The organism is Leptospira chreensis, assembly GCF_016919165.1.
Taxonomy (GTDB): Bacteria; Spirochaetota; Leptospiria; order Leptospirales; family Leptospiraceae; genus Leptospira_A; species Leptospira_A chreensis.
In genome coordinates this window covers 13,132-34,956 of record NZ_JAFFPS010000071.1, presented here as the reverse complement: position 1 = coordinate 34,956, position 21,825 = coordinate 13,132, and the positions used below count along the sequence as shown (strand labels likewise).

The window sequence follows — 21,825 nt, the reverse complement described above, 5'->3', positions numbered from 1 at the left end:
AAGATTCTCAAGTCATTTGTGGGATTATATAAGAAAAATTTTGGGGAATTGCGAGGGGTACGAGGTTGAGGTTGGGTATAGGTTATTGAGATTTTGAACTTTTCTGCAAGTGCTTTGATTTGTCTTACGTTCAGTTCTCTTTTTACACTTAAGGCAAACTCACATTCTCGATTGAGATTTGTGTCGGATTGGGAGAAGGCGACGCTGTAAATTTTGTATAATTCAAACGAGCCAATTTTCCTGAACAAACCTCTCGCATCACTTCTGTTCGCTCCTGTGTTGGGGATGTTAAGTTGGAAGAATAATGAAAGCGATTGAAAGTTCCTACTTGTGGGTTGATAAAAACATCAGCCAATGTATAAGGGCCAACTCCCCCGCCAGTGGTTGCATCGGGTAACGAAGTGAAACGACCGCTAGTGGCAGTGGCTTGGGTTCTTACCAAAAGTTGGCCTGAGGAAAGGATGATTGGTTCTGCTTCTGTCATGGCTAACACATCCTCAGAGGAATTTCCTAAAAAAGAATTCCATTGAACCGCACCATTCGTATTCAATTTGGAAAATAGAAAATGTTTTCTGACTCCATCAGCTGCTACCGTTGGTTCCGCAGGACTGCCATAGGTAAAACGAGCTGAGCCGATTGTATAAATCATATCATCTTTCACAAGGAAACGATTAGGATCGCCATAGTCACCTTCTGCCGCAATTCCCAAATAAGAATACCAAAGTATAGTTCCATCTGCTTCATTCAATTTCATGACAAAAGGAACCACAGAATCAGCGTTAGGGTGTGAAGTTCCACTGACACTTTGGTTTGTGGCCCCGGTGATAAATAATCCAGACGAGTTGGTTTCAGCTCCAAAGATAAAATCATTTCCTGAGCTGGAAAAGTATCTTTGGTAGGCCATTGAGCCATTTTCATTTACGGCAACATGGATGAAGTCTGAGTCAGTTCCTCCACCAAGAGTTGAGTTATTAATGCCTGGCCCATCGACAAATGCTATATGGCTTCCAATATTTTCAATAAACACATGTAAGCTGTTGGATACATCCATTGCAGAGACAACATAGATTCCAATACTGTCTGAATCAAAGTAGGTATACCAAACGCGTGTTCCATTTTCACGAATCCTACCTACAAAGAGAGAAGGGATGTTGATTCCTGACTTGGCATTGAGGGGAGTTGGTTGCGATGCACCTGTAACTATAAAAGCAACAGAAATGTCGCCATTTGAATATTTTCTTAATTTTGGTTTATAGGTTACTTCGCCACTGGCTTCACCCAGATAATCCACCCAAAGAATCTCTCCGTTATCTTTTGAAACACGCATTAAGAACGTATTCAAAGTAATTCCGGAACTGCCAACGAAACTGTTAGTGACTCCTGCTGGAGAACCCGAAATCAAATATTCTTGTGTGACCCCAGATATTAAATAGTCTCCATTCGAGAGGGTGATTAAATCGGATCCCGTTGTTTTAAAGGTTCCGGTTCCATACGTTTTTTTCCAAGTTCGAAAGTTTAAACAAGGATCAGATAATAAATAAGCTCTGATTAGATTGGTAAGGAAAAAATCTTGTGAGGTAGGGTCGCTTGGGTTATTGAGTTTTAATTTGCAGGAAGATGTGAGAAGAACCAAAACAAAAACAGGAAAAGAGAAAAATTTCATATACTAGTGATAACAATCGAATCCAAACCCCTTCTTAATGAATAGAATAAATTGACTAAATATTCAATTCAATGGCTTTCGAGTAGACTGATTGGTATTCTATTTTTCTTTTTTCCCAACTCCAATCCAAATTCATAATGTTTTTCACTACGATATCTCTTTCTTGTGAAAAGAACAAATCTTTGGCTCGTTCCAATGCATATCCCAGCGAACTCACATCATTCGGTTCAAAGACAATACCTGTTTTGTATTCTAAAATACTGGATTCTTCGACTGTATCACGTAATCCCCCCACACGCGATACAATGGGAATCGTTCCATAGGCATGGCTGTACATTTGGTTGAGCCCACAGGGTTCAAAGAGGGATGGCATCAGAAAAAAATCACTGGCGGCTTCGATTTTGTGGGCTAGACTTTCATTGTAACCTTTGTAAAAATAAAATACATCGGGAATGGATTCTGAAAGTTGAGAGAAAGCATTTTCTGTTTCTGGGTCACCGGAACCAAGAACCACATAACGGTGTGGTAGGTGTAGTCTTTCTAAAACTGCTTTTAAGAATGTAGGATATCCTTTTTGGTAGGTAAGTCTGCCAATGAGTCCTACCAAAGGGGCATCCAAAGGCATCAGTGGCCTTCCGATTTCCTGAAACAGTTTTGTTTTGTTTTTTAACTTGCCCGCTTTCCAGTTTGCATCCGAAAAAGTTTGATCGATTCGTTTGTCTTCTTTTGGATTCCATTCATCCGTATCAATTCCATTCAAAATTCCCGAGTAGTCTTTTGCCCTTTGGTTCAAACAATAACTCAGACCAAATCCATTGGGCTCTGCGAGTGTTTCTTCTCTGTAACCGGGACTGACGGTGGTAATTTGGTTCGCGGAAAGAATTCCGGCCTTCATATAATTGCATTTCCCATCGTGGTCAAAGGGACTTGTCACCAGCCGAAAGGGTTCTTCTTTTAAGAATCCAGTCATCCAAAACGGATGATCTCCTTGGTACGCCAAATTGTGGATGGTGAAAACTGTGGGGATGGGGAAGGCGGAATCTTTTTGTAAGGCAAGGGAAAGGGCTGTATGCCAATCATGCGCATGAAAAACATCCACTTTCAGAATTTGACTTAAAGCATAACAAGCGTAAGAGAACATCGCAAACCGAAAGTGTTCTTCTTTGTGTCCATAGATGGAATCTAAAGTTTGGAAGAGGTCTGATTGGAAAAAGTACAAAGTGACCCCGGATTCTTTGGCTTCCAAAAACCGGGAAGTTTTGAGAACCGAGACCACAAGGGAATCTATTTCGGCATCTTGGGGGAGTAGGGCAGGATACACTTTGCCCGTATATTGGGGAGGTTTTCCCAACTTGCCAATCAGAGGCAATGCGACATAAACTTCTTCCGTCTTTGCCTGCTCTTTCGTAAGAGAAGCAAGCATGTCGGCAAGGCCACCCATCTTGATGTAGGGAAAATATTCTGCGGATGCATGTAGAATCTTCATTTTCTGTTATTGACACCGACTCGCAAAATAAGAAGCTAGAAAAACACAAAGTGAAATCGAGGAGAGATCCATGTCAGTATCTACTAATCTGCGCGGCCTTGCTGAATTAGGCCTTAAACCATCCGAAGTCTTCCATAACTTATCTTACGAAGAAATTTACCAGCACGAATTGAACAACAAAGAAGGCGTAACTTCCGATAACGGAACGATGATGGTAGATACCGGAATTTTTACGGGTCGCTCCCCTAAAGACAAATATTTTGTCGATGAACCTTCTTCCCAAAACAACATTTGGTGGGGTCCGGTCAACACAAAGGTTTCCGAAGCCATCTTCACTGAACTCTATGCAGAAGTAACGAAATTTCTCGATAACAAAAAACTTTATGTTTTTGATGGTCATGCTGGAACTAACGATGACACACGAATCTCTCTCCGTGTGGTTACTGAAAGAGCTTGGCAACACCATTTTTGCACCAACATGTTCCTTCGCCCGACTAAGGAAGAACTTGAAAAACTTCATCCAGAATTTACTATCATCAACGCTTCTGGTTACAAAAACGCAAAATACAAAGAACACGGTCTTAACTCCGATGTATTCGTGATCTTCCACTTAGCAAAAAAGATATGTATCATCGGTGGAACCGAATACGGTGGAGAGATGAAAAAAGGAATCTTCTCCGTAATGAACTACTACTTACCACTGAAAAACGTGCTCACTATGCACTGTTCAGCGAACGTTGGTAAAGACGGAGATAGCGCACTTTTCTTTGGTCTTTCGGGAACAGGAAAAACCACTCTTTCTACAGATCCAAACCGCAAACTCATCGGTGATGATGAACATGGTTGGGACAACAATGGTATCTTCAACATTGAAGGTGGATGTTATGCAAAAACCATCAACCTAGATCCAAAAACAGAACCAGAAATCTATGCAGCCATCCGTCGTGATGCCCTTCTCGAAAACGTTGTGTATGATGCAACTTCTAAGAAAGTGGATTACTCTTCTGCCGCAAAAACAGAAAACACTCGTGTATCTTATCCCATTTTTCACATCGATAACATCCAACCAGGATCTAAAGCAGGTCACCCAAACACTGTGATTTTCCTTACTTACGATGCTTACGGTGTTCTTCCTGCGGTTTCTAAACTTTCTATCGAACAAGCTATGTATCACTTCCTTTCTGGTTACACAGCAAAGGTTGCGGGAACAGAGCGTGGTGTGAAAGAACCACAAGCAACTTTCTCTGCATGTTTTGGTCAGGCGTTTATGACTCTTCACCCAACATACTATGCAAAGTTACTTGGTGAAAAAATGAATGAGCACAAAGTAAACGCATACCTTATCAACACAGGTCTTGTTGGTGGAAAGTATGGTGTAGGAAAACGTATGAACCTTCCTGCCACTCGCCAAATCATCAATGAAATCCTAAACGGTAACATTGAAAAATCCGAGTTTGAAAAACACCCAGTTTTCCAAGTATCCTTCCCTAAAACCGTAGAAGGTGTGGATTCTCATATCCTCAACCCACGTAACGCTTGGGAAAACAAAGAAGACTACGACAAAACCGCAGCTGACCTTGCAAAACAATTTGTTGAGAACTACAAAAAATACCTCACTGGTTCCAAAGAATTTGACTTCAGCCAATACGGACCTGTCGCTTAAAGAAAAGAGTCAGTTCCCACCAAACCAATTTCGCCGGCTTACGTAAGTAAGTTGGTGAACGGCCAAGTCGGAAACAAGGAAGCCACTCTAACGGAAACGGGGAGTGGCTTTTTTTGTGCGCCTCGAAATGGTTAGGTGATTGTAGTCTTATCGAAACCCGACCGGGCTCACTCCGGGGTGCGCTTTCGCTCCCGTCCCCCGCCATCGAGCGATGGCAGGTGACCAAGCCCTTCGGATCCCTGGCGCAGGAGATGGTTTTATCAAAGATTCATTTGAATTTTAAAAACGAATTCCAAGTCCTACCTTAGCAGAATAATCTTGCAATGACCAAATGTGTTCGTCCTTCATTCTTGATAGATTGGTTATAGTGGGACTTTGGATTTTTTTTCTAGCATCGTAATTGGTGCCAACTACTTCCAATACTAAATACAAACGCTCCGAGAGAAAGATCCTTGTACCAACTGTTACATTCGATTGTAGAATATTTGCTTTCGAAAATCTTTCCTTACCTAGACCAAAACCCACTCGAATGTATGGATCGAAAATGGAATCTTGCAGAAAATGGTATGCCAACTGTACATTTGCATAACGCATATGTAAGAAATCATTATCAGAATAGGTTTGGTATGGTGATAGTATTTCATAATGGATGACCTGCGTTAATGGATACCCATTAAAATTCGGATTCAATCGACTTAAATTTCCTAATTCAAATATTGTATCAAATTTTTTGTTAGCGATATCGTTGGCTTGAAAATCAACCCCATACAATCCAAACCCAAGTCCAAATCCTGAATTAAAAATATATTCAAAAAACAAAGACTTCGACTGGCTATTGATTTTCCCCTTGGGTGAGTTTTCAAACGCATACAAACTTGCCAATTTTTCCAAATCAGTTCCATAGGCTGTCGTATAAGACCCAAACACATCTCCTTGGTTATGGAAATTGTTTTTTTTATTCATCAGAGAACTGTTGATATCGGAAGGTTTTGTAGGAGAACCAAAACTTTCCCCGTAATTGCCTTCCAGATAAAAACGATTTCGAATCGAGTTGGATTGGGAGAATAGATTTGTAACAAAAAGTAAACTTAGAATAAAAATTATTTTTAGTTTCATGATGGAATCACTATTTTTTCTGGATGTGAATTTTTCACAACAAATATCTGTTATTGTATCCTGTAGGTTGAATTAACTTAATATTCTGAAGTTTAATTAATGTGAATTTGATATTCCAAAATAAATCGAATTATATGTATCAACCAATCGATCATATTTTTTTTCGTTGGTAACATAGAGATGGTCTATTGCGCCTACATAAGTATAGTTCGTTTTGTCAAAGTTAATGGATCGAATGGTTGACTGGTTTCTGCTAAATCCAACATAGAATTTTAAGTGATCATAGAATTGATAAGAGAGCGAAATCTCTGCCTGAAACCCTAAAATTTCCGTAATGTTATTTGGATTCGTTTTGGATAGATAAAAGTATGGGCCCACAGCACCATCAGCATAATAACCATTGCTAACTCTTTGATTTACAAAATTACGATTTCCATAGGTTACGTAAGGATCAAATCCTAAATTTAATTCCAAACCATCCATCAATTGAATTTTACTGCGAAGTAGTACAGAAATTCCATAAGAATTGATTTTGTCAGAGTTGATTAAACTGGCCACTTGGTAATTTTCAACATTGTAAAAGCGATCAATTTTTAATAATCCAAGTCCAAAGTAGAAAATTTGATGATCGAAAGGCAAATAATAGAAATGGAACCTATATTCCTGCCTTTGGGCATTTCCAAATCCATAGGTAGTCGGATAAATACTATTATTAAAGTAATATGCTTTGTAATAGAGGTTACTTGTTCTTATATCCACCATATCAAAATCAAAACCAAAGTTTTTATTTGTGTTTCGATATTTAAAGAAAGGTAAGCAAACGAGTTCTTTGTTATTTTTTAATTCAGATTGGTTGTATCCAAAGGATTTGTTCGTTTCATAAGGGAAATAAGTGATGTTCTGTGCATTGAGTCCATATTCAAAAGTGGCTGGTTTGGTTACGGTTCCTTCTGCATTTAAGATAGAAGAAGAAACGAAGAAAAGAAAGATTAAGTTATTTAGTCTCATTGAATTCCTTTGGGATTTATTTTTTTGAATCATAAGTTGTAAAGTTCTGTGCGCCTCAATTTGGTTAGGTGATTCACATTGTATCCCAAAACCGACCGGGCTCCTCCGGGGTGCGCTTAACGCTCCCGTCTCACCCAAAGTGGGTGAGACCAAGCCCTATCGATCCCTGGCGCGGGGGATGTTACCAGATAAAGAGGCCGGGTGTAGCAGAACCAGAATATTGCGGTGAAACTACATAAAGTTTTCCATGCTTAGTATCTAAAATTGAGCTTGGTAATAAGCCAGATTCTATCCCACGATTAGCAGAAAGGTCACTATGAATGCAATTTGAACCATCCTTGTTGCATCTAAATAGGCTCGGTTTATTACCATTTTGAAAATTTCTCGTCGTCACTAGTAGTTTAAGATTATTGGTATCAACAATTAAGGTTGGTCGTAGACCAGAGTCCGTCCCTTGACCAGCAGAAATATCACTATGAATGCAATTTGATCCATCAAGATTACATCTAAAAAGGCTGGGTTTGCCATTGTTTGCAATATTTTTAGTAACAATCAACAATTTATTGTTTGGTAAATCTATGACTGCGTTCGGATGCCAACCAGAATTGTTTCCTTGGTTCGCAGAAACATCAATATGTAGACATGAGGTTCCATCTAATTCGCATCGAATTAAGCTTGGTTTTCCATTATTAGAAGCGAAATGAGAGACTACTAAAAGTTTTGAATTAACATAATCAATTAACAGACTGATTGAAAGTTCAGTATTTGAGCTTTGTCCAGCTGAAACATCTAAATGAGCACAATTGGTAATATTTAAATCACATCGGTATAAACTAATTTTATTCTCATTTGCTAGATTATGAGCTACCACTAGTACTTTTTTAAAAATATAATCGATTATTACTTTTGGAGTTCTCCCAGATCCGGGACCTTGTCCTGAGGAAATATCTTTATGAACACATTCGGTTCCATCGATATTGCACCTAAATAGGCTCAATTTTCTTTCATTATTATTATTTCGTCCGACTACTATTAATTTGGAATTAATAACATCAATTGCTGCTTGAGGAGTTTGTCCCGATGAGGCAGCTTGGTTTGCAGAGATATCTACATGTTGGCAATCTGAACCAGTCAAATCGCATTTTATCAGCAAAGGATTAGTATTCCTTTGACCAACAATTAATAATTTTTCGTTAGTTGAGTCAAAAAAAATATTTACTGGTGCTTCAGTTTGTATTCCTCCCAGGCCTGCCGATATATCCATGTATGTACCCGTAGCACTTGTTCCTGGTGGAGTAGCAGTCGTCAATGCAAATGATTCTAATAAAGAAATCGCACTATTTCCAATTGCATTACTCGCCACCACCCGAAAGTAATATAATGTCCCACCACTCAGTCCCGTGACCGTCGCATTCGGATCAGTTACAGGCCCAAAACTACTCGATGCCGTTGTCACTCCAGGACTTGTGCTATAGTACACTTTGTAAGAAGTGGCACCAGTGACTGGCCACCATTGCACCACGGCACTCGTTCCCCCTGCCTGTGCCTCCACAAAAGAAGGAGCATCTGGTGGGCCTACATGGAAACTTTGGTTTCCAACATTACTTGTGTTACCCGCTAAGTCACGAGCCAAATATTTCACTTGGTTACTTCCATTGGAAAGAGCGACTGGTGTTGCATACACTGTTCCATTAGTTAGCGCTCCACTTCCGTCAAACGTGGGTTATGTGCCGTTTAATGTATAAATGATTTTATCGCATCCACTCCCGCCAGTATCGGAACAGGAGAGTTGGAGTTGGGTTCCTGATGTAAATGGGCCGGAGCCAGACGGAGAGGACATGGTGACTACGGGAGCCGTTGTGTCTTTATTTGTAGTGCGCGTGGTGGAACCAAAACTATCAATTAGGTTGGCCACACAAATGCGAATGGTATTCTCACCTTCCACAAACTGGGAGTTGGCAATGGTGGTGGATGTATCCGTGGTGGTAGCGATATTGCCGGTTACATTGGCATTGGAGCCGGTATTGGTAAGTGCGGTTCCGGTGGAACAGCTAGAGCCACCCAATCGAATTTGGTAGCTACCCGCTTTGCTACTTTGCCAGCTAAGAGTGACATTGGATGATCCATTAATGGCGGCAGTATGCGAGTTCACCGTGATCGTAGCCACTTGGGTATCGACAGTATAATTTGCTGAATGTACACTCGATACATTGCCCGCTTTGTCACGAGCCACAAACTTTGTATAGGTGACAGTACCGTCTGTCATACCAATGGCGGACGTGTATAAGGTTCCACTACTTACGGTTCCTGTAGTTCCTTGGATGGCAGGGTTTGCCGGTGCAGAACCCGCTTGCACGGCATAGGCGATTTGATCACATCCACTTCCGCCAGTGTCTGAACAGGATAGAGAAACCGAAGTGGCCGTTCCATAACTCCCAGCACCGGGATCAGCAGACACAACGGAAGCGGTATCATCTCTTTGCAAAGAGGCTGAGGCAAATCCAACCAGAGCATTGGAACCCGTCACACAGATGCGATAGGTTTTGGTAGCTTCACCAGTAAAGTGTGTATGAGAACGAACAAATGTTTGGTCAACGTTTGCTGTTGCCGTTCCGGTTGCAGCTATGGTACCGGAATCACAAGCACTCCCTTCGCGGACAGTAAAAGAACCAGTTCGATTGGATCTCCATGTGGCAGTGGAGGTACCGATGGCTCCCGCTTGGGAACTGATGGCAAGCGAGGATTGGCTTACAATGCTGATGGCGGGAACTTGGGTATCGATCGTATAAACCATGCTAAGCGGTGTGGATAAGTTACCCGCCAGGTCACGACAGAATGCATTGAGAGTATGCGTTCCTTCCGTAGAAAGAGATACAGCTTTAGAAGAGGTTGTGATGACTATCCCATTCTTTGGGGAGAAAGCGGGAGTGGATCCATCTAAGGAATAAACTAAGGAACCGGGAGCTCGATTGTCTGTACAAGTCAAGGTTGTGGTTTGCGTTGTAGAAAATATGCCAGCTAATAAAGAACTAGTGAGAGTAGGCGCAGTGGTATCGTTTAAGATGGCGACAATTACAGTGTCATTCGGAGTTCCATCTCCATTGGTATCGATTAAAATAAGGTTCGGAGTTGTGCCACCGGTGAGATTGATCCCATCAGATACCCCGTCCCCATCCGAATCTACCAAAGTTCCATCCGGTTTTCCATCGCCTGACAGATCAATGGTGGTGCCGGGGGTTAGGTTCTGGGAAGAGCCCGGGGATCCACCGACTAATCCGAATAAGAAGGCAAAGAGGCTAAAGTCAGTTTGTGAGTTTCCGGGAGGTAATAATGCACAATGGCTTGTAAATAGAGTTAGAAACGTAAGAAGGAAAAGTCGTTTTTGGATTCGCATTTAAATTTTCCCCTAAAATATATAGTAATATTCAGAAATGATAATGTAAATGGTCTGATCTGTGTCATACAACTAATTTTCATTAGTTTGTGTAAAAAGTTGGAATTTACCGTTAATAACGTTATGAAACCATGGTTCAGAAAAGATAACAGTTGTGATTTGGTACTTCTTAAAAAAAATGGAAAAAATTACTCGTTAAAGCATAAAAATCAAAATTATGTTATTTAGAAGTTTTCGATCTATCAATCCATGAAATACCCGTGTAACTTCATCTCTATTCTCCTCTTAGCATTCTTTTCCTGTGTAAAACGGGAAAAAGAAAAATCGTTTTATGAACAATTTCCAGGGTATTTGAATCCGATCCTTTCTGAATCGAGTGCTTGTTCTGCGGCGACAGATGCCTATCCGGCAAATGTCTACCCCTGTTATTTAAAATCGGAAGATCCTATTTTCTATCGTTATGATACAAATGTTTTTATTGATCCAAGCACGAATTCAGTGCCCCAAGGAACTCCCATTGGGTGTCGGTGTAAACTGGATCCACAAATAAAGTCACATACATTTAATGTATTTCAAAGTTTGGCCGATTATCCGAATAACCCTCAATATCCCAATCAATCTCAGTTCGTTATCGCAGACAGTCCAAACTCTTATATTGATTCATTTGTTACAGGGAATGTTGTTGTTTGTGTTACGTTTATTCAATCCTGCGGTGGTAAAAAGGTTTATCAGAAACTTTTAATTGAATGATATTTTCTTATCTTATCGTCGATGCTGAGTAATTTAATCTTTTAGTTTCTTTCCCATTTTCTTTAAGGCCTCTTCGATTTTCGGAATAGAACTTGGACCAAACCCATGCAAACGAAGGAGATCTTTTTTAGAATAACGAGTGAGATCTTCCAATCGTGAAATTCCCAGTTCATTCACAAGAGCCCTCTGTGCGGGGGCTCCTAGGAAATCTAAAAAATATGATTCATTCTTCTGATTCATATTCTTTATTTTTTAAACGGCATCTCCCCTAAATAATCTTTTTTCCCAATTTCAATTCCATTGTGTCGGAGGATCGCATAGGCAGTGGTTATGTGAAAGTAAAAATTGGGAATCGCGTGATTGGTGAGGTATTCAAATCCTGTTAGGTATTTTCCTTCCCATCTCGGTTGGGATACCTTGATTTCGGAAACTAGTTTAAAATCTTCTGCTTTATAAGTATCTAAGTATTGGATCACGGAACCAATTCTAAGTTTTAATTCCTCCAAATTGATTTCGGAATCTTCGTGAACGGGAGCATCTTTACCGGAAATACGAGACACACAAAGTTTAGCAGTATCGCAAGCAATTTGGATTTGTTTTGTTAAGTGGAATTGGTCAGGGAAGAGGCGTGAGTTGAGTAAGTTCTCAAAGGCGAATTTTTTGGCAACGGAATGGGCTTCTGCTTTTTCTAAAATTTTAATTAAATTCCCGAGTCCTTTTTTAAAAGCTTGGACGGAGATTTCATATACGATCGATTCATTCATTCTTCTATTCAAATCGAAGACAATGCAGAATCAATCTAATAAATTGAATCAGTATGGCGTTGGTATCGAATTGATAAGATACAAAAATGATCAAACTTTGGCCGTCGAAACCAAAGTCAATGTAGAGATGTTTTTAGATCGCAATCCCGCCCGAGAGGACAAGTTCTAAGAATCCAAAATTTTGTGAAGCGCGGTTGGATCCACCACTTGTGAGAACGTCAGTGAGGTCGATGTAACCACCTTTCCCACCAAATTCTATAAAGTAAGTTCTAGAGAATTCATAACGAGTGGCAACATATCCAGAAACACCATAACCAGAAAGATGGAAGTTATTGTTTTGTCCTTTGCCTAACACGCGTACGTCGCTTCGGCATACGACTGGTCCTGCTCCAATAGTGGAAACCAAACTAATTCCACTCAGTCCATCGGACGCAGTATAAAGAGGAGTGATCCATCCAAAATCTAAAAATAGATAGTTCAAACCATCCGTATGTTCATACTTTAAAATATCAGGAGTTAAAGTAATGGTTTGGTCTCCACCATGGTAACCGGCCATCTGTTGGACATGTTCGGGAAACAGGTAGATAAACACAGCCGATTCTAGAGACAAAGCCATTTGGTTTTTAGCAATCACTCCAGGGTCAATATAACCCGAATACTTTACCGGCTGGCCTTGGGTGACCACATACTTCATATGATCTTGGCCAAATGCCAAAAAGAATCTGTCGGTGAAGAAATAACTGACCTTTAGATTGTATTGTGGGATTTCAAATTTGGAAGGGTTTAGATATACTTCTGCTTTAAAAGATTCGGGTTTGTCTTTGGCATCAACACCTTTGAGAGTGTACTCGTATCCTGGACCACGAAAATTGATATCGCTTTGAGTATAGTAACTTCTGTTATATCCCCATTGGATATTCCAATTTCCTTTTTTATCGTGAATGGTGAGGGGAGTGCTGTTTTCATCGGCCCAAATTGAGGTGCTGAGAAAGGAACAAATCAACAGAAAGTAAATTTTATGTTTCAAAGAAACAATCCCTTGTTTGTTTCTAGATTGATACGATCGGAACATAAACCATATTCTAAATTGCTATAAAAATCGAATAGGCGAATGTATGTTTGGTTCCGAAAAAGAAGAACTTTTTTAAGTAGGGATAAATACTATATTTGTTTTCTTCTCTTTCGGTTTAGAAATACTCTGCTAGTTTGAATCTTTTTTAATAACTGCCGCCGCTTCCCCCGCCCCCAGAGGAACCACCACCAAAACTTCCACCACCGCCTCCGCTCCCAGAAGAACCGCCGGAACTACTCTTTTGTTTTTTGGGAATGGTTTCATATTCGACAGCACTGTGTTTGCAGTGGGCACAAGTCCTTCTGACTTCCACCGATCCAGAACTACTATAGGTTGCTTCACTCAGGATTTTGCTGGATTTACAAACAAAGGTTTCAAACTTACAGTCCGGGCAGGTCTTAATTTTTGGAAAGGAAGTGCCTTTATAAATGTATTCAGGACTGATATTGGGGAATTTGAGAATGGAGTTGGCCTCACATCCTGGACAGACCCAAACATCATAATCGATGGAATTGACAATTTCTTCAGAAATTTGACCTTTCGACAAATGGGTGTTATCCTCTTCTTCCGAAAGTTTGATCATCGCAGTTCCACATTTCTTGCAGTTTCTGGGAATGTTTCTAATTTTCAAAAGTCTTGCACTTAACTTTTGCAAACGTAAATCACCCCAAAAGATGGCATAGACTACAATAAAGGCAATGGTCAAAAAAATCGAAACAGGGAAGATGGCATCATCCAAAAACTCAGAGAGAAGTGTGATGGTAAATACCATCGGAGTGATAATGACACCATAGAATAAAGGAAAGTCTGTTTTATGAACTAAATGGTATTTTGCTGTGGGAGAAGGAATGATCCAAACAACAACCCTTTGTAACAAATGTAAGATTAAAAAAAGTGCAATATAACCAAAGATGAAGTATTGTTTGTTTTGCCTTGTTTCTTCCTTTTCGATCCTTTCCGATTCGCTTAATTTTTCATTTAACAATCTTGATTCTTCATCATTTAAAAAATAATTGGAAGTGGTATTATAAGTTTCAATGGTTTTGTCTAAAATTTGTTTTTCTTCTTCGCTGAGCTGCGTATAAGATTTACTTTGATAATCATAATAGTCAGTTCTTTCCGATGTGGTTTGGTTATTTGTATCTTCTACGGCAACATCGGCGACGGCCACAGTATTTGTTTCTGAAAGGAGTTGGTCCACTTCTAGTTCTGGGTGGTTCAGTTTGGTAATTAGCGCAGCCACTGTATCCAGATGCCCTTTTTGAAAATTGTCTGCTTTGAATGCGGGGATGGTGTAAGTATCAATGATTCGTTTGACAACCATATCGGGAAGGTCACCTTCCAGTCCATATCCGATTTCAATTTCTACTCGCCTTTGGTCGATGACATGAAGGACAAGGATTCCATTATCTTTTCCCTTTTTCCCAATTTTCCAATAGTTGAAGAGTGCCACTGCAAAGTCTTTTGGCACATAACTTTCAATCGTCGGCAAAGTGACGACGGCAATTTCTAATCCCGAAGACGCCTCTTCGGTGTTGATCAACTGGTCAATGGATGCTGTGTCACTCAAAACGCCAGCACTGTCTTCCACCCAACTATTCCTAAGTTCTTTGGGGTTGGGAACTTGGGCTACGCGTGCGTCGATTCCTTCCTGATTAGGAGAGCAGAAGGAAGTTAAGAGTAGGGAAGTTGCTACTGCAAGAGCCAGTAGAATTTTATGGAAGTAGATTTGTCTTTGGTTCAACGGTGCATTCACGACCGCTAAAGAGTATGGGGTATGCTTGGTTTGTCAAGTCGGAGTTAAGGAGGACAAGGTGATTGGCATGTAAAGGAAATGGTTCTCGTTTATTATTCAATTAGGAAGGCATGCATGGTGAAAGACAGGTAAATTTAATGATACGAGGCGATAATGACTTTCCAGTTTGCGATTTGATTCCAGTTCCAAGGATTATCGTATAGGTATTCCCCACGCTGATTCCAGATGAATAAGTAAGTGTGAATTGATTTGTAGCAAAATTTATAGTTGTATTAAACGTAATGGACGGAGACGAAATTACGTTTGCTGCAATCCAAGCTGCCTGGTCAGATACAGAGGTGTCCAAAGGTTCGGAAAATGTAAATTCAAAATATGTTGGTAGTGAGTTATCTGCTGAATTAGGTGTTGGGTCTGATGTCACCAAATCGAAATATTCAGGAGTAGAACCTGGCCCATAGAATTCTAAATTTACCAAATCGGGACCACTTGCTGATATGTTATTCACAATTACGCTTCCAGGAAAGGGAATAGTTATTGTAAACCTAAACAACTCCGAGCCAGCTTGATCCACTCTTATGGTTGTCTCTCCCGTACTTAGGGTTAGATAAAATCTGCCTGCTGGGTTTAACGTATTGGAATCGGAAAGTCCATCTAACTGATTCGTTCGGCTAACGATAGTAAGTGTTCCTCCTGATACAGCAACTCCGTATTGATCGACAACTTGGCCTGTGATTTGGACAGTTCGTGGCCCAGCAAGAACAGCAGCAATTCCTAACGTACTGACAGGATCGTTCTCATCAATTTCAGGATTGACTATGGGCTGCACCAAGGGATTGAAATAGCAATTCCCCAATAAAAACCATAAACATACTAAAACAATTGAAGTTGGTAATTTAGGATGTCGGTTCATAAGAATGGGCTCCACAAGTCAGGGTGATGGTTTTAGAAAATGAGACTTTGTCTTGGAGAAAAGAACCAAGACATTAATATTACCGAATTCCGGTTTGTTTGGCAAGAAATTTCTTTATAAAAAAAGGATGAAAAGGAGCAGGCTTCTAAGGATTGTATTGATAATTAAATCGAATCGTTCTTTGGGTTAATAGCTTCCCAGTAGCAGAAAGTACTCCAGGTTTTAAAGTTAACTCATATTCGACCGAACCCGGTAAAGTCATTGCCGCAATTGTTAAAGTATTTTCTGATACATTCATAAAATTATCAAATGAAATCTGTGGCGATGTTGCGATATTTTGGGCAATCCATTCTTCAACCAATGGCCCTGTTTCTAATCCAGGCATTGGCGCTTCTGAAAATCTAAAAATGAAACCAGGTATATAATTTGTTACAGTTGCATTATGCAAACTGACTTCATTCATACCTTGATCTAGATAATAGGCCTTCACCAATTCAAAAAAGTTAGGTGGTGCGTTAGCCCTTATGGTTCCTAAGTTTGAAATTTCATAATTGGATACTGTGTCAGTCACTTCGGAGGTAATGTTGTCTGTCCCAGATACATTCAATACCAATGTAAAGATTTTGGATTCATTTTGACTTACCGTAAAACTAAGTTTCCCCAATTGGTAGGGAAGGTAGAACCTTCCTCCAGAATCAGTTGTGTATGGTGGTAGAGTTGATTTTGTATTGTTTGAAGTAGCTGGTAGTGATAAAACTAGTCCAACCATAGCTTCGCCAGAGGAGTTTCGAAGTTGACCTGTAATCAGAAGGTTAGTAGTTCCGAGTGCGAGCCCAAGGATACCAAGGGATGCATTGTTATTTTTATCTTCGATTGGATTTAAAAATCCATTCACAATCGGATTGAAATAACAATTTCCAAGAAAAATCCACAAACTCAAAATGATTGGCAAGGTTCGTCGGGTTGAAAGTAAGTTCATGTCTTTTCTCCGGATATCAGAAGATTGGAGTTGGAAATGCATTCTGATAGGGTTATGTTTCCTATGAAGTAAATTCTATTGTAATGGGATAGTTTGGCAAGAATATTCAGAAAAAATTTAACCTAACAGAAAGGTATTGGCGTTTTCTGAACTGATTCTGAAGAGTTAAGTCGAAAAAAATTGATTCGAAAATCTCCTCAATTCCCTAGATCATCCACCCTAAATTGGATCGTCGTTGGTTTGAGCGATTTCCCCGAAATAGATTTGATTCCAGAATTCAGCGTTAGGGTATAATTGGTATACGCATCGAATTCATTATTTAAATAAATGAGTGCATCGCTGTTCGAGATACTTGCAGTCGATACAACAATCGAGGGACTAATGGAAACATTTTCTATCGCCCAAGTAGATAAGTCTCCCGGCATCTCTAGGTCTTCGGAAAATGCAAAGGTCAAATTTTCGCCAAACAAATTGATATTATTTTCATCAACTAACATTCCATCGTAGGGAATAGAAAATAGTAATTCCAAATACGTAGGTGGCTCTACGCCCAAATCATAAACCTCTAAATTCGAAATTTTATACTCAGAATGATCGATTGAGATCACCGTCAATGATGTGGGAGTGACCTCAAGCTGTATGTTGACTATGGTACTAATATCAGTGAGTTGTAAGGTTACGGGTCCAGTAAATACATTGAGATAAAATCTACCGAAAGTATTTGTAGTGGAAGTGGTTGCCTTTGTTTGTGTCGATAAAGACGGCCCTATTAGCTGGAGTCCGGCATTGGAAACGGGCACTCCCAAACTTTTGATTTGGCCTGTGATACTCACGGCAATGGATTGGTTGTTAAAACCACCGGTTAATCCAAGTAAGGCGGATGTGTTTTCTTCCTTTACTTCTGGATTGAGTAATTCATTTACCAAAGGGTTGAAGTAACAATTTCCCAGTAACATCCATAAACAGAAAAAAAATAGGAAATTTTAATAATCTATGATGGTGGTTCAATTTATTTCTCTTACAGAATAAAGGATTAGTTTGGCAAAAGAAAAAGTATTTAGTTTTTGAAATCCAAAAGTTCGTAGAATCGAATTTTTTAGTAAAAACTACAACTTTGCACATAACAAAATTTTATTCCTCGAGGTGTCAGTGATTTTCCAGAAACAGATTTGATATTAGAAGTAAAATCAATAGTAGTTACATTGGTAGAAGATATACCTTCAGCTCCACTAATGGTGATTTGATTTCCAACAACTTCTGGAAGCCCATACCCGACGGACGGCGCGGGTGCAATGACCACTGAATTTTGAATCCATGATGAGTCTTCGGGGTCTACATATGCTGGAGCTTCATCGAAGATTAATAATAATTTTGTTGGTGATTTTCCCAAATTCGTTTTATGAATGTTTACCAATGTGGACTGTCCTTCCACTGCAAATACACCCACCAATTCAAAGAAGCTAGGTGGTGCACTAGCGCTTATGGTACCTAAATTGGAAATTTCCAGTCCGGCGGGACCTCCACTTGTCTCTGATGTGATGGCCGTTGGATCCGAAACATTTAACGTGAGTGTGAAAAATGTAGATTCATTCTGTAAAACTTCAAAACTAATCCTACCTGATTGGTAAGGAATATAAAACCTTCCTCCCGTATCGGTCCTGTAAGGTGAAATAGATTTGGATAAAAGAGAAACGGGGGATGGAACTAAAACGAGTTCAGGCAATGCCGTTCCAAATTGATCACGGATTTGACCAACGATTAGTAGGTCAGAACCGGCTGAGCCGAATCCAAGTAAACCAAGGAATGAATTATTTTTTTCTTCCTTAATCGGATTCAAAATTCCATTCACAACTGGATTGAAATAACAGTTGGGAACTAAAGAAATTAAGATTAAATAAAATAGGATTGTAAATCTATGTTTCATTTTTTTTTCCCAACGATGAATGACTTAAAAAAGCAAAAGACAAAATTTCAAATGTATCTATATTTCCATGAATGAATCGAATTATTGGAATTGAAGCGTTAATTCGCTAAAACTCCAACTCTGAACTGGATGTTTGTTGGTTTGAGTGATTTTCCCGAAACGGATTTGATTCCAGAATTTAATGTTAGGTTGTAGATTGTATTAGCGGTGATTGTGCCTGAATCAATCATAATGGATACTGCGCTACCCATAAGCCCTGGAGAATTCAGTGTGATCGAAGGATTCACTACAAAATTTTCGGCAACCCAAAGGAATTGGTCGCTAGGTTCCTCTAATTCTTCTGTAAACGAAAACATAAATCCTCCAGATATTGCCTGAATATTCGTGAAATCAATGTACATTCCATCATAGGGTATTGAATTCGCTATATCTAAATAAACTGGGGCATTGGTGGTGGAAGTATAGGCTTCAAGATTGGAAACTGTATAGGAAGAATTCCCAATGCTAACCAAACTTACTGTAGGTGGCATGATTAGAATTTCAATTTTAAAAATGGTTCCAGAATGGTTCACTTGGAGTTCTATTGGTCCCGGTTTGCCAATGACGTGAAACCTTCCACCTGAATCGGTAGTGCTTGTTAATTCCGATTGTGGACTTACAACACTTACAACGGCACCTACAACAGCCGACCCATTGGATTTCAACTGTCCAGTGATTCCATAGGATGATGGAGCCAATCCAAGAATACCTAAATAAGCGGCGTTGTTATCTTCCTCCGCCAATGGATTCAAAAATCCATTGACAACCGGATTGAAATAACAATTTTGAAACAACGAAAAGGATAGAAGTAACAATCCCATCGACTTTCTGGATCGTATAACGGAAATAATTCGAAAAATTGACAAATTCATCTGAATCAACCTAAAATTACTTCTTCTTCTTCAAAGCTTCTAAATCTTTTTCTAGTTGTTCCAACTCGTATTTTTCTTCCGCTTCTTTTAACTCTTGTTCGGTTCTGATTTGTTCCACAGCTTCGTCTTTGATGCGTTTGATTTCCGAATCAGAAACCATACGGTATCCACTGCCTTCACAAACATCGACGATGATTGTTTTACTGGTGATTGTGACGAGAAATCCGCCAAGTAGTGTAATTGCCATATCTGACCAAGTAGAAGTTTGTTTGATGCGAACAGGTCTGTTGTCTTTAGGAAGTAATTCATTCCAATCTGGTTCTTTGAAACGAAGGGCTCCAAACAACCAAAAGAATTCTGAATACTCTTTATATGTTTGACACTTTGCCGAGTCAGGAGCAAGGGTGATCATATTTCCATCGGCAACGGAACCAAGAACAAAGGAATCCCGAAGGCTATGGGTAACCACTTCGCCACCTTCTTCTTTTGCTTTTCTTTCTGATTCTTGTCTTGTTAGTTCTTCTCTACGTTTACGAATCTCTTCTTGTTTGGCGGCGATGGCCTTTTCTTTTTCGTTTTTACGTTTTTCTTCTTCTTCTTTACGGATCGTTTCTTCTTCTGATTCGGCCAAGTCTTTGTAGATAATTTTCAAAACAGACTTTTTCGAAATCACCATATGTTTTCCGTTTTGAGTATCTACTTCGACATTGTCCACGTTCTGGTTGGTCACAATCCCTTTGATGGATTTGCCTTGTTTGAGAAGGATGGTTTGTATTGCACTTAAGGGAAAAATTGTAAATAATAGTATAATTAAGGTTAGATAGATGTTTCGCATTTTTTAAGTCCGTTCTTAGTATTTGCCCTATATTATTAGGATTTAGAATCATTTGCAATTCCGAATTTTAGTATTTACCAGAAATACTACGAGAAATGGACATTATTTAGCTGAGTTCGACATGATTCCCGCCAAACATCCCCAATCGGACGATGAAAAAAGTTGTCGCTTAAAGGTGTAGTTTGATTCGTATATTACATTGTTTTTTCATTGTATACTTGGTTCTTGTTTTGAATTTGATACAGATATGTTTTGTTACAAAGAGGTAACATGAAAGAAGACGGGAAAATGCATAAAGTTCTACATTCTGTGCATTTATGGGGCATCGCTGTAGGGCTTGTCATTTCTGGTGATTATTTCGGTTGGAATTTTGGATGGTCCAAGGCTAGCTTTTGGGAATTTAGTTTTGCGGTTGGATGGATTGCCACCTTCTATGTGCTATTTGCCCTTTGTTTTACAGAACTTGCGGCCAGTATCCCACAATCCGGTGGACCTTCTGCCTATGCCAAACGGGCTCTTGGCGATTTGTTTGGACTAGTTACTGGGTATTTGGTTCTTGTCGAATTTTTACTCGCACCACCTGCCATTGCTTCGGCGCTTGGTGGATACATTCATTTCCTTTTTCCCGTTATACCAGCATTTGGTGCTGGTATCGTTATGTTCTGTTTGTTGTTGTTAATCAATTTAACGGGGATCAAACAAACCGCTCGGTTTGAACTTCTAGTCACTCTTGTGGCGGTGTTTGGACTTCTGTTCTATTTAGCCTTTCTTGTGCCCTATGTTTCCTTGGATCGGATTCCTCCTTTGCCTGAAGTCAGTTCCATCTCTTGGAATTCTGTATTTCTTTCGATTCCTTTTGCTATTTGGTTTTTTCTGGCAGTGGAAGGAGTGGCATTGGCCGCCGAAGAAGTTCGTAATCCTGCCAGGGACATTCCGATCGGATACACGGCTGGTATTTTTACTTTACTCTGTTTGGCGGGGCTTATTTTTGTTTTTACTGCCTCTGTGGTTGATATCAAAGAAATCGCTGAGTTAGATTACCCATTGTCCTATGTATTACAAAAGTTATATGGGAATGATTTGGTTTGGCCTTTTGTATTTACTTTCATCGGTTTGTTTGGTCTCGTCGCATCCCTTTTTGGAATCATCCTTGGAAACTCGCGGTTGGTTTATGCGATGGCAAAAGAAGGATATCTACCTACCTATCTTTCTAAATTAAGTAGTGGTTCTTTGGTTCCGCAAAATGCAGTCCTCAGTGGTGGGGTTCTAGGTATTTTTTGTATGTGTTTTTTAGACACGGCAGAACTCATCACCATATCAGCATTAGGTGCTTGTGGGATGTACATTTTGAGTTTAGTTTCCTATTTTGTTTTGCGTAAAAAAGAACCAGAAATGCCGAGGCCTTACAAAGCCCCATTGTATCCAGTGCTTCCTTGTGTGGCGCTCATTCTTGGAATTGTCGCTTGTGGTTCGGTTTGTGTGTCTGAGCCCTATTTGGCACTCGGGGTTTTGGGATTTGGAATTGTATTGGCGTTTGGGTATCGTTTCAACCAGAAAAGGAAGTCGGTTTCGTTACTTTGACGAATGTCTTAAC

General features: G+C 39.8%; 17 protein-coding genes and 1 pseudogene. 3 read left to right on the top strand and 15 right to left on the bottom strand.

Annotated features, from left to right (window positions below):
- Positions 1–148 precede the first annotated feature (148 nt).
- Both JWG41_RS18460 and JWG41_RS18455 read right to left on the bottom strand, forming a co-directional pair.
- Positions 149–1,663 carry a hypothetical protein gene (locus JWG41_RS18460; RefSeq protein WP_205271283.1) on the bottom strand — a complete coding sequence of 505 codons (1,515 nt, stop codon included), beginning with the start codon at positions 1,661–1,663 and terminating at the stop codon, positions 149–151.
- A 55-nt stretch (positions 1,664–1,718) separates the two neighbouring features.
- A complete protein-coding gene (locus tag JWG41_RS18455; protein WP_205271282.1) occupies positions 1,719–3,149 on the bottom strand; it encodes a glycogen/starch synthase in 1,431 nt (476 codons plus the stop codon).
- Between the two features lie 70 nt (positions 3,150–3,219).
- Here JWG41_RS18455 and pckA point away from each other — a divergent pair, with 70 nt between their 5' ends.
- Positions 3,220–4,812 carry a phosphoenolpyruvate carboxykinase (ATP) gene (gene pckA / locus JWG41_RS18450; protein WP_205271281.1) on the top strand — a complete coding sequence of 531 codons (1,593 nt, stop codon included), beginning with the start codon at positions 3,220–3,222 and terminating at the stop codon, positions 4,810–4,812.
- A gap of 279 nt (positions 4,813–5,091) precedes the next feature.
- Here the strand turns inward: pckA and JWG41_RS18445 are convergent, their stop codons facing one another.
- The 3 genes and pseudogenes from JWG41_RS18445 to JWG41_RS18435 form a co-directional block, all read right to left on the bottom strand.
- Positions 5,092–5,928, bottom strand: coding sequence for a hypothetical protein (locus JWG41_RS18445; protein ID WP_205271280.1), 837 nt, complete (start codon positions 5,926–5,928; stop codon positions 5,092–5,094).
- A 96-nt stretch (positions 5,929–6,024) separates the two neighbouring features.
- Positions 6,025–6,936, bottom strand: coding sequence for a hypothetical protein (locus JWG41_RS18440; protein ID WP_205271279.1), 912 nt, complete (start codon positions 6,934–6,936; stop codon positions 6,025–6,027).
- Between the two features lie 181 nt (positions 6,937–7,117).
- Positions 7,118–10,330 (bottom strand): annotated as a pseudogene (locus JWG41_RS18435) (FN3 associated domain-containing protein).
- 249 nt (positions 10,331–10,579) lie between these two features.
- On the opposite strand from JWG41_RS18435, the gene JWG41_RS18430 reads away from it, so the two are divergent.
- A complete protein-coding gene (locus JWG41_RS18430; RefSeq protein WP_205271278.1) occupies positions 10,580–11,080 on the top strand; it encodes a hypothetical protein in 501 nt (166 codons plus the stop codon).
- Between the two features lie 33 nt (positions 11,081–11,113).
- Here JWG41_RS18430 and JWG41_RS18425 read toward each other — a convergent pair whose 3' ends face one another.
- The 10 genes from JWG41_RS18425 to JWG41_RS18380 all read right to left on the bottom strand — a co-directional run bounded on the left by JWG41_RS18425 (position 11,114) and on the right by JWG41_RS18380 (position 20,231).
- Positions 11,114–11,320 (bottom strand): helix-hairpin-helix domain-containing protein, encoded by a 207-nt coding sequence (locus tag JWG41_RS18425; RefSeq protein WP_205271277.1) that lies wholly within the window; start codon positions 11,318–11,320, stop codon positions 11,114–11,116.
- 5 nt (positions 11,321–11,325) lie between these two features.
- Positions 11,326–11,832, bottom strand: coding sequence for a DUF1993 domain-containing protein (locus tag JWG41_RS18420; RefSeq protein ID WP_408611797.1), 507 nt, complete (start codon positions 11,830–11,832; stop codon positions 11,326–11,328).
- Positions 11,833–11,977: 145 nt separating this feature from the next.
- A complete protein-coding gene (locus JWG41_RS18415) occupies positions 11,978–12,916 on the bottom strand; it encodes a hypothetical protein (RefSeq protein WP_205271275.1) in 939 nt (312 codons plus the stop codon).
- Between the two features lie 145 nt (positions 12,917–13,061).
- Positions 13,062–14,672, bottom strand: a complete 1,611-nt coding sequence (locus JWG41_RS18410) for a TPM domain-containing protein (RefSeq protein WP_205271274.1) — start codon at positions 14,670–14,672, stop codon at positions 13,062–13,064.
- 100 nt (positions 14,673–14,772) lie between these two features.
- The gene (locus tag JWG41_RS18405; RefSeq protein ID WP_332461319.1) at positions 14,773–15,498 is read right to left on the bottom strand and encodes an Ig-like domain-containing domain; all 726 of its coding nucleotides are present in this window, start codon (positions 15,496–15,498) and stop codon (positions 14,773–14,775) included.
- 229 nt (positions 15,499–15,727) lie between these two features.
- On the bottom strand, positions 15,728–16,561 hold the full coding sequence (locus JWG41_RS18400; protein ID WP_232374104.1) for a hypothetical protein: 834 nt from the start codon (positions 16,559–16,561) through the stop codon (positions 15,728–15,730).
- Between the two features lie 197 nt (positions 16,562–16,758).
- Entirely contained in the window at positions 16,759–17,487 is a 729-nt protein-coding gene (locus tag JWG41_RS18395; RefSeq protein WP_205271272.1) for an Ig-like domain-containing domain, read from the bottom strand.
- 170 nt (positions 17,488–17,657) lie between these two features.
- Positions 17,658–18,485, bottom strand: coding sequence for a hypothetical protein (locus JWG41_RS18390; RefSeq protein ID WP_205271271.1), 828 nt, complete (start codon positions 18,483–18,485; stop codon positions 17,658–17,660).
- A 98-nt stretch (positions 18,486–18,583) separates the two neighbouring features.
- Entirely contained in the window at positions 18,584–19,345 is a 762-nt protein-coding gene (locus tag JWG41_RS18385; RefSeq protein ID WP_205271270.1) for a hypothetical protein, read from the bottom strand.
- Positions 19,346–19,412: 67 nt separating this feature from the next.
- Positions 19,413–20,231 carry an LA_0442/LA_0875 N-terminal domain-containing protein gene (locus tag JWG41_RS18380; protein ID WP_205271269.1) on the bottom strand — a complete coding sequence of 273 codons (819 nt, stop codon included), beginning with the start codon at positions 20,229–20,231 and terminating at the stop codon, positions 19,413–19,415.
- A gap of 270 nt (positions 20,232–20,501) precedes the next feature.
- Between JWG41_RS18380 and eat the strand changes: the two genes are divergently transcribed.
- Positions 20,502–21,812 (top strand): ethanolamine permease, encoded by a 1,311-nt coding sequence (eat, locus tag JWG41_RS18375; protein ID WP_205271268.1) that lies wholly within the window; start codon positions 20,502–20,504, stop codon positions 21,810–21,812.
- The last annotated feature ends 13 nt before the right edge of the window (positions 21,813–21,825 follow it).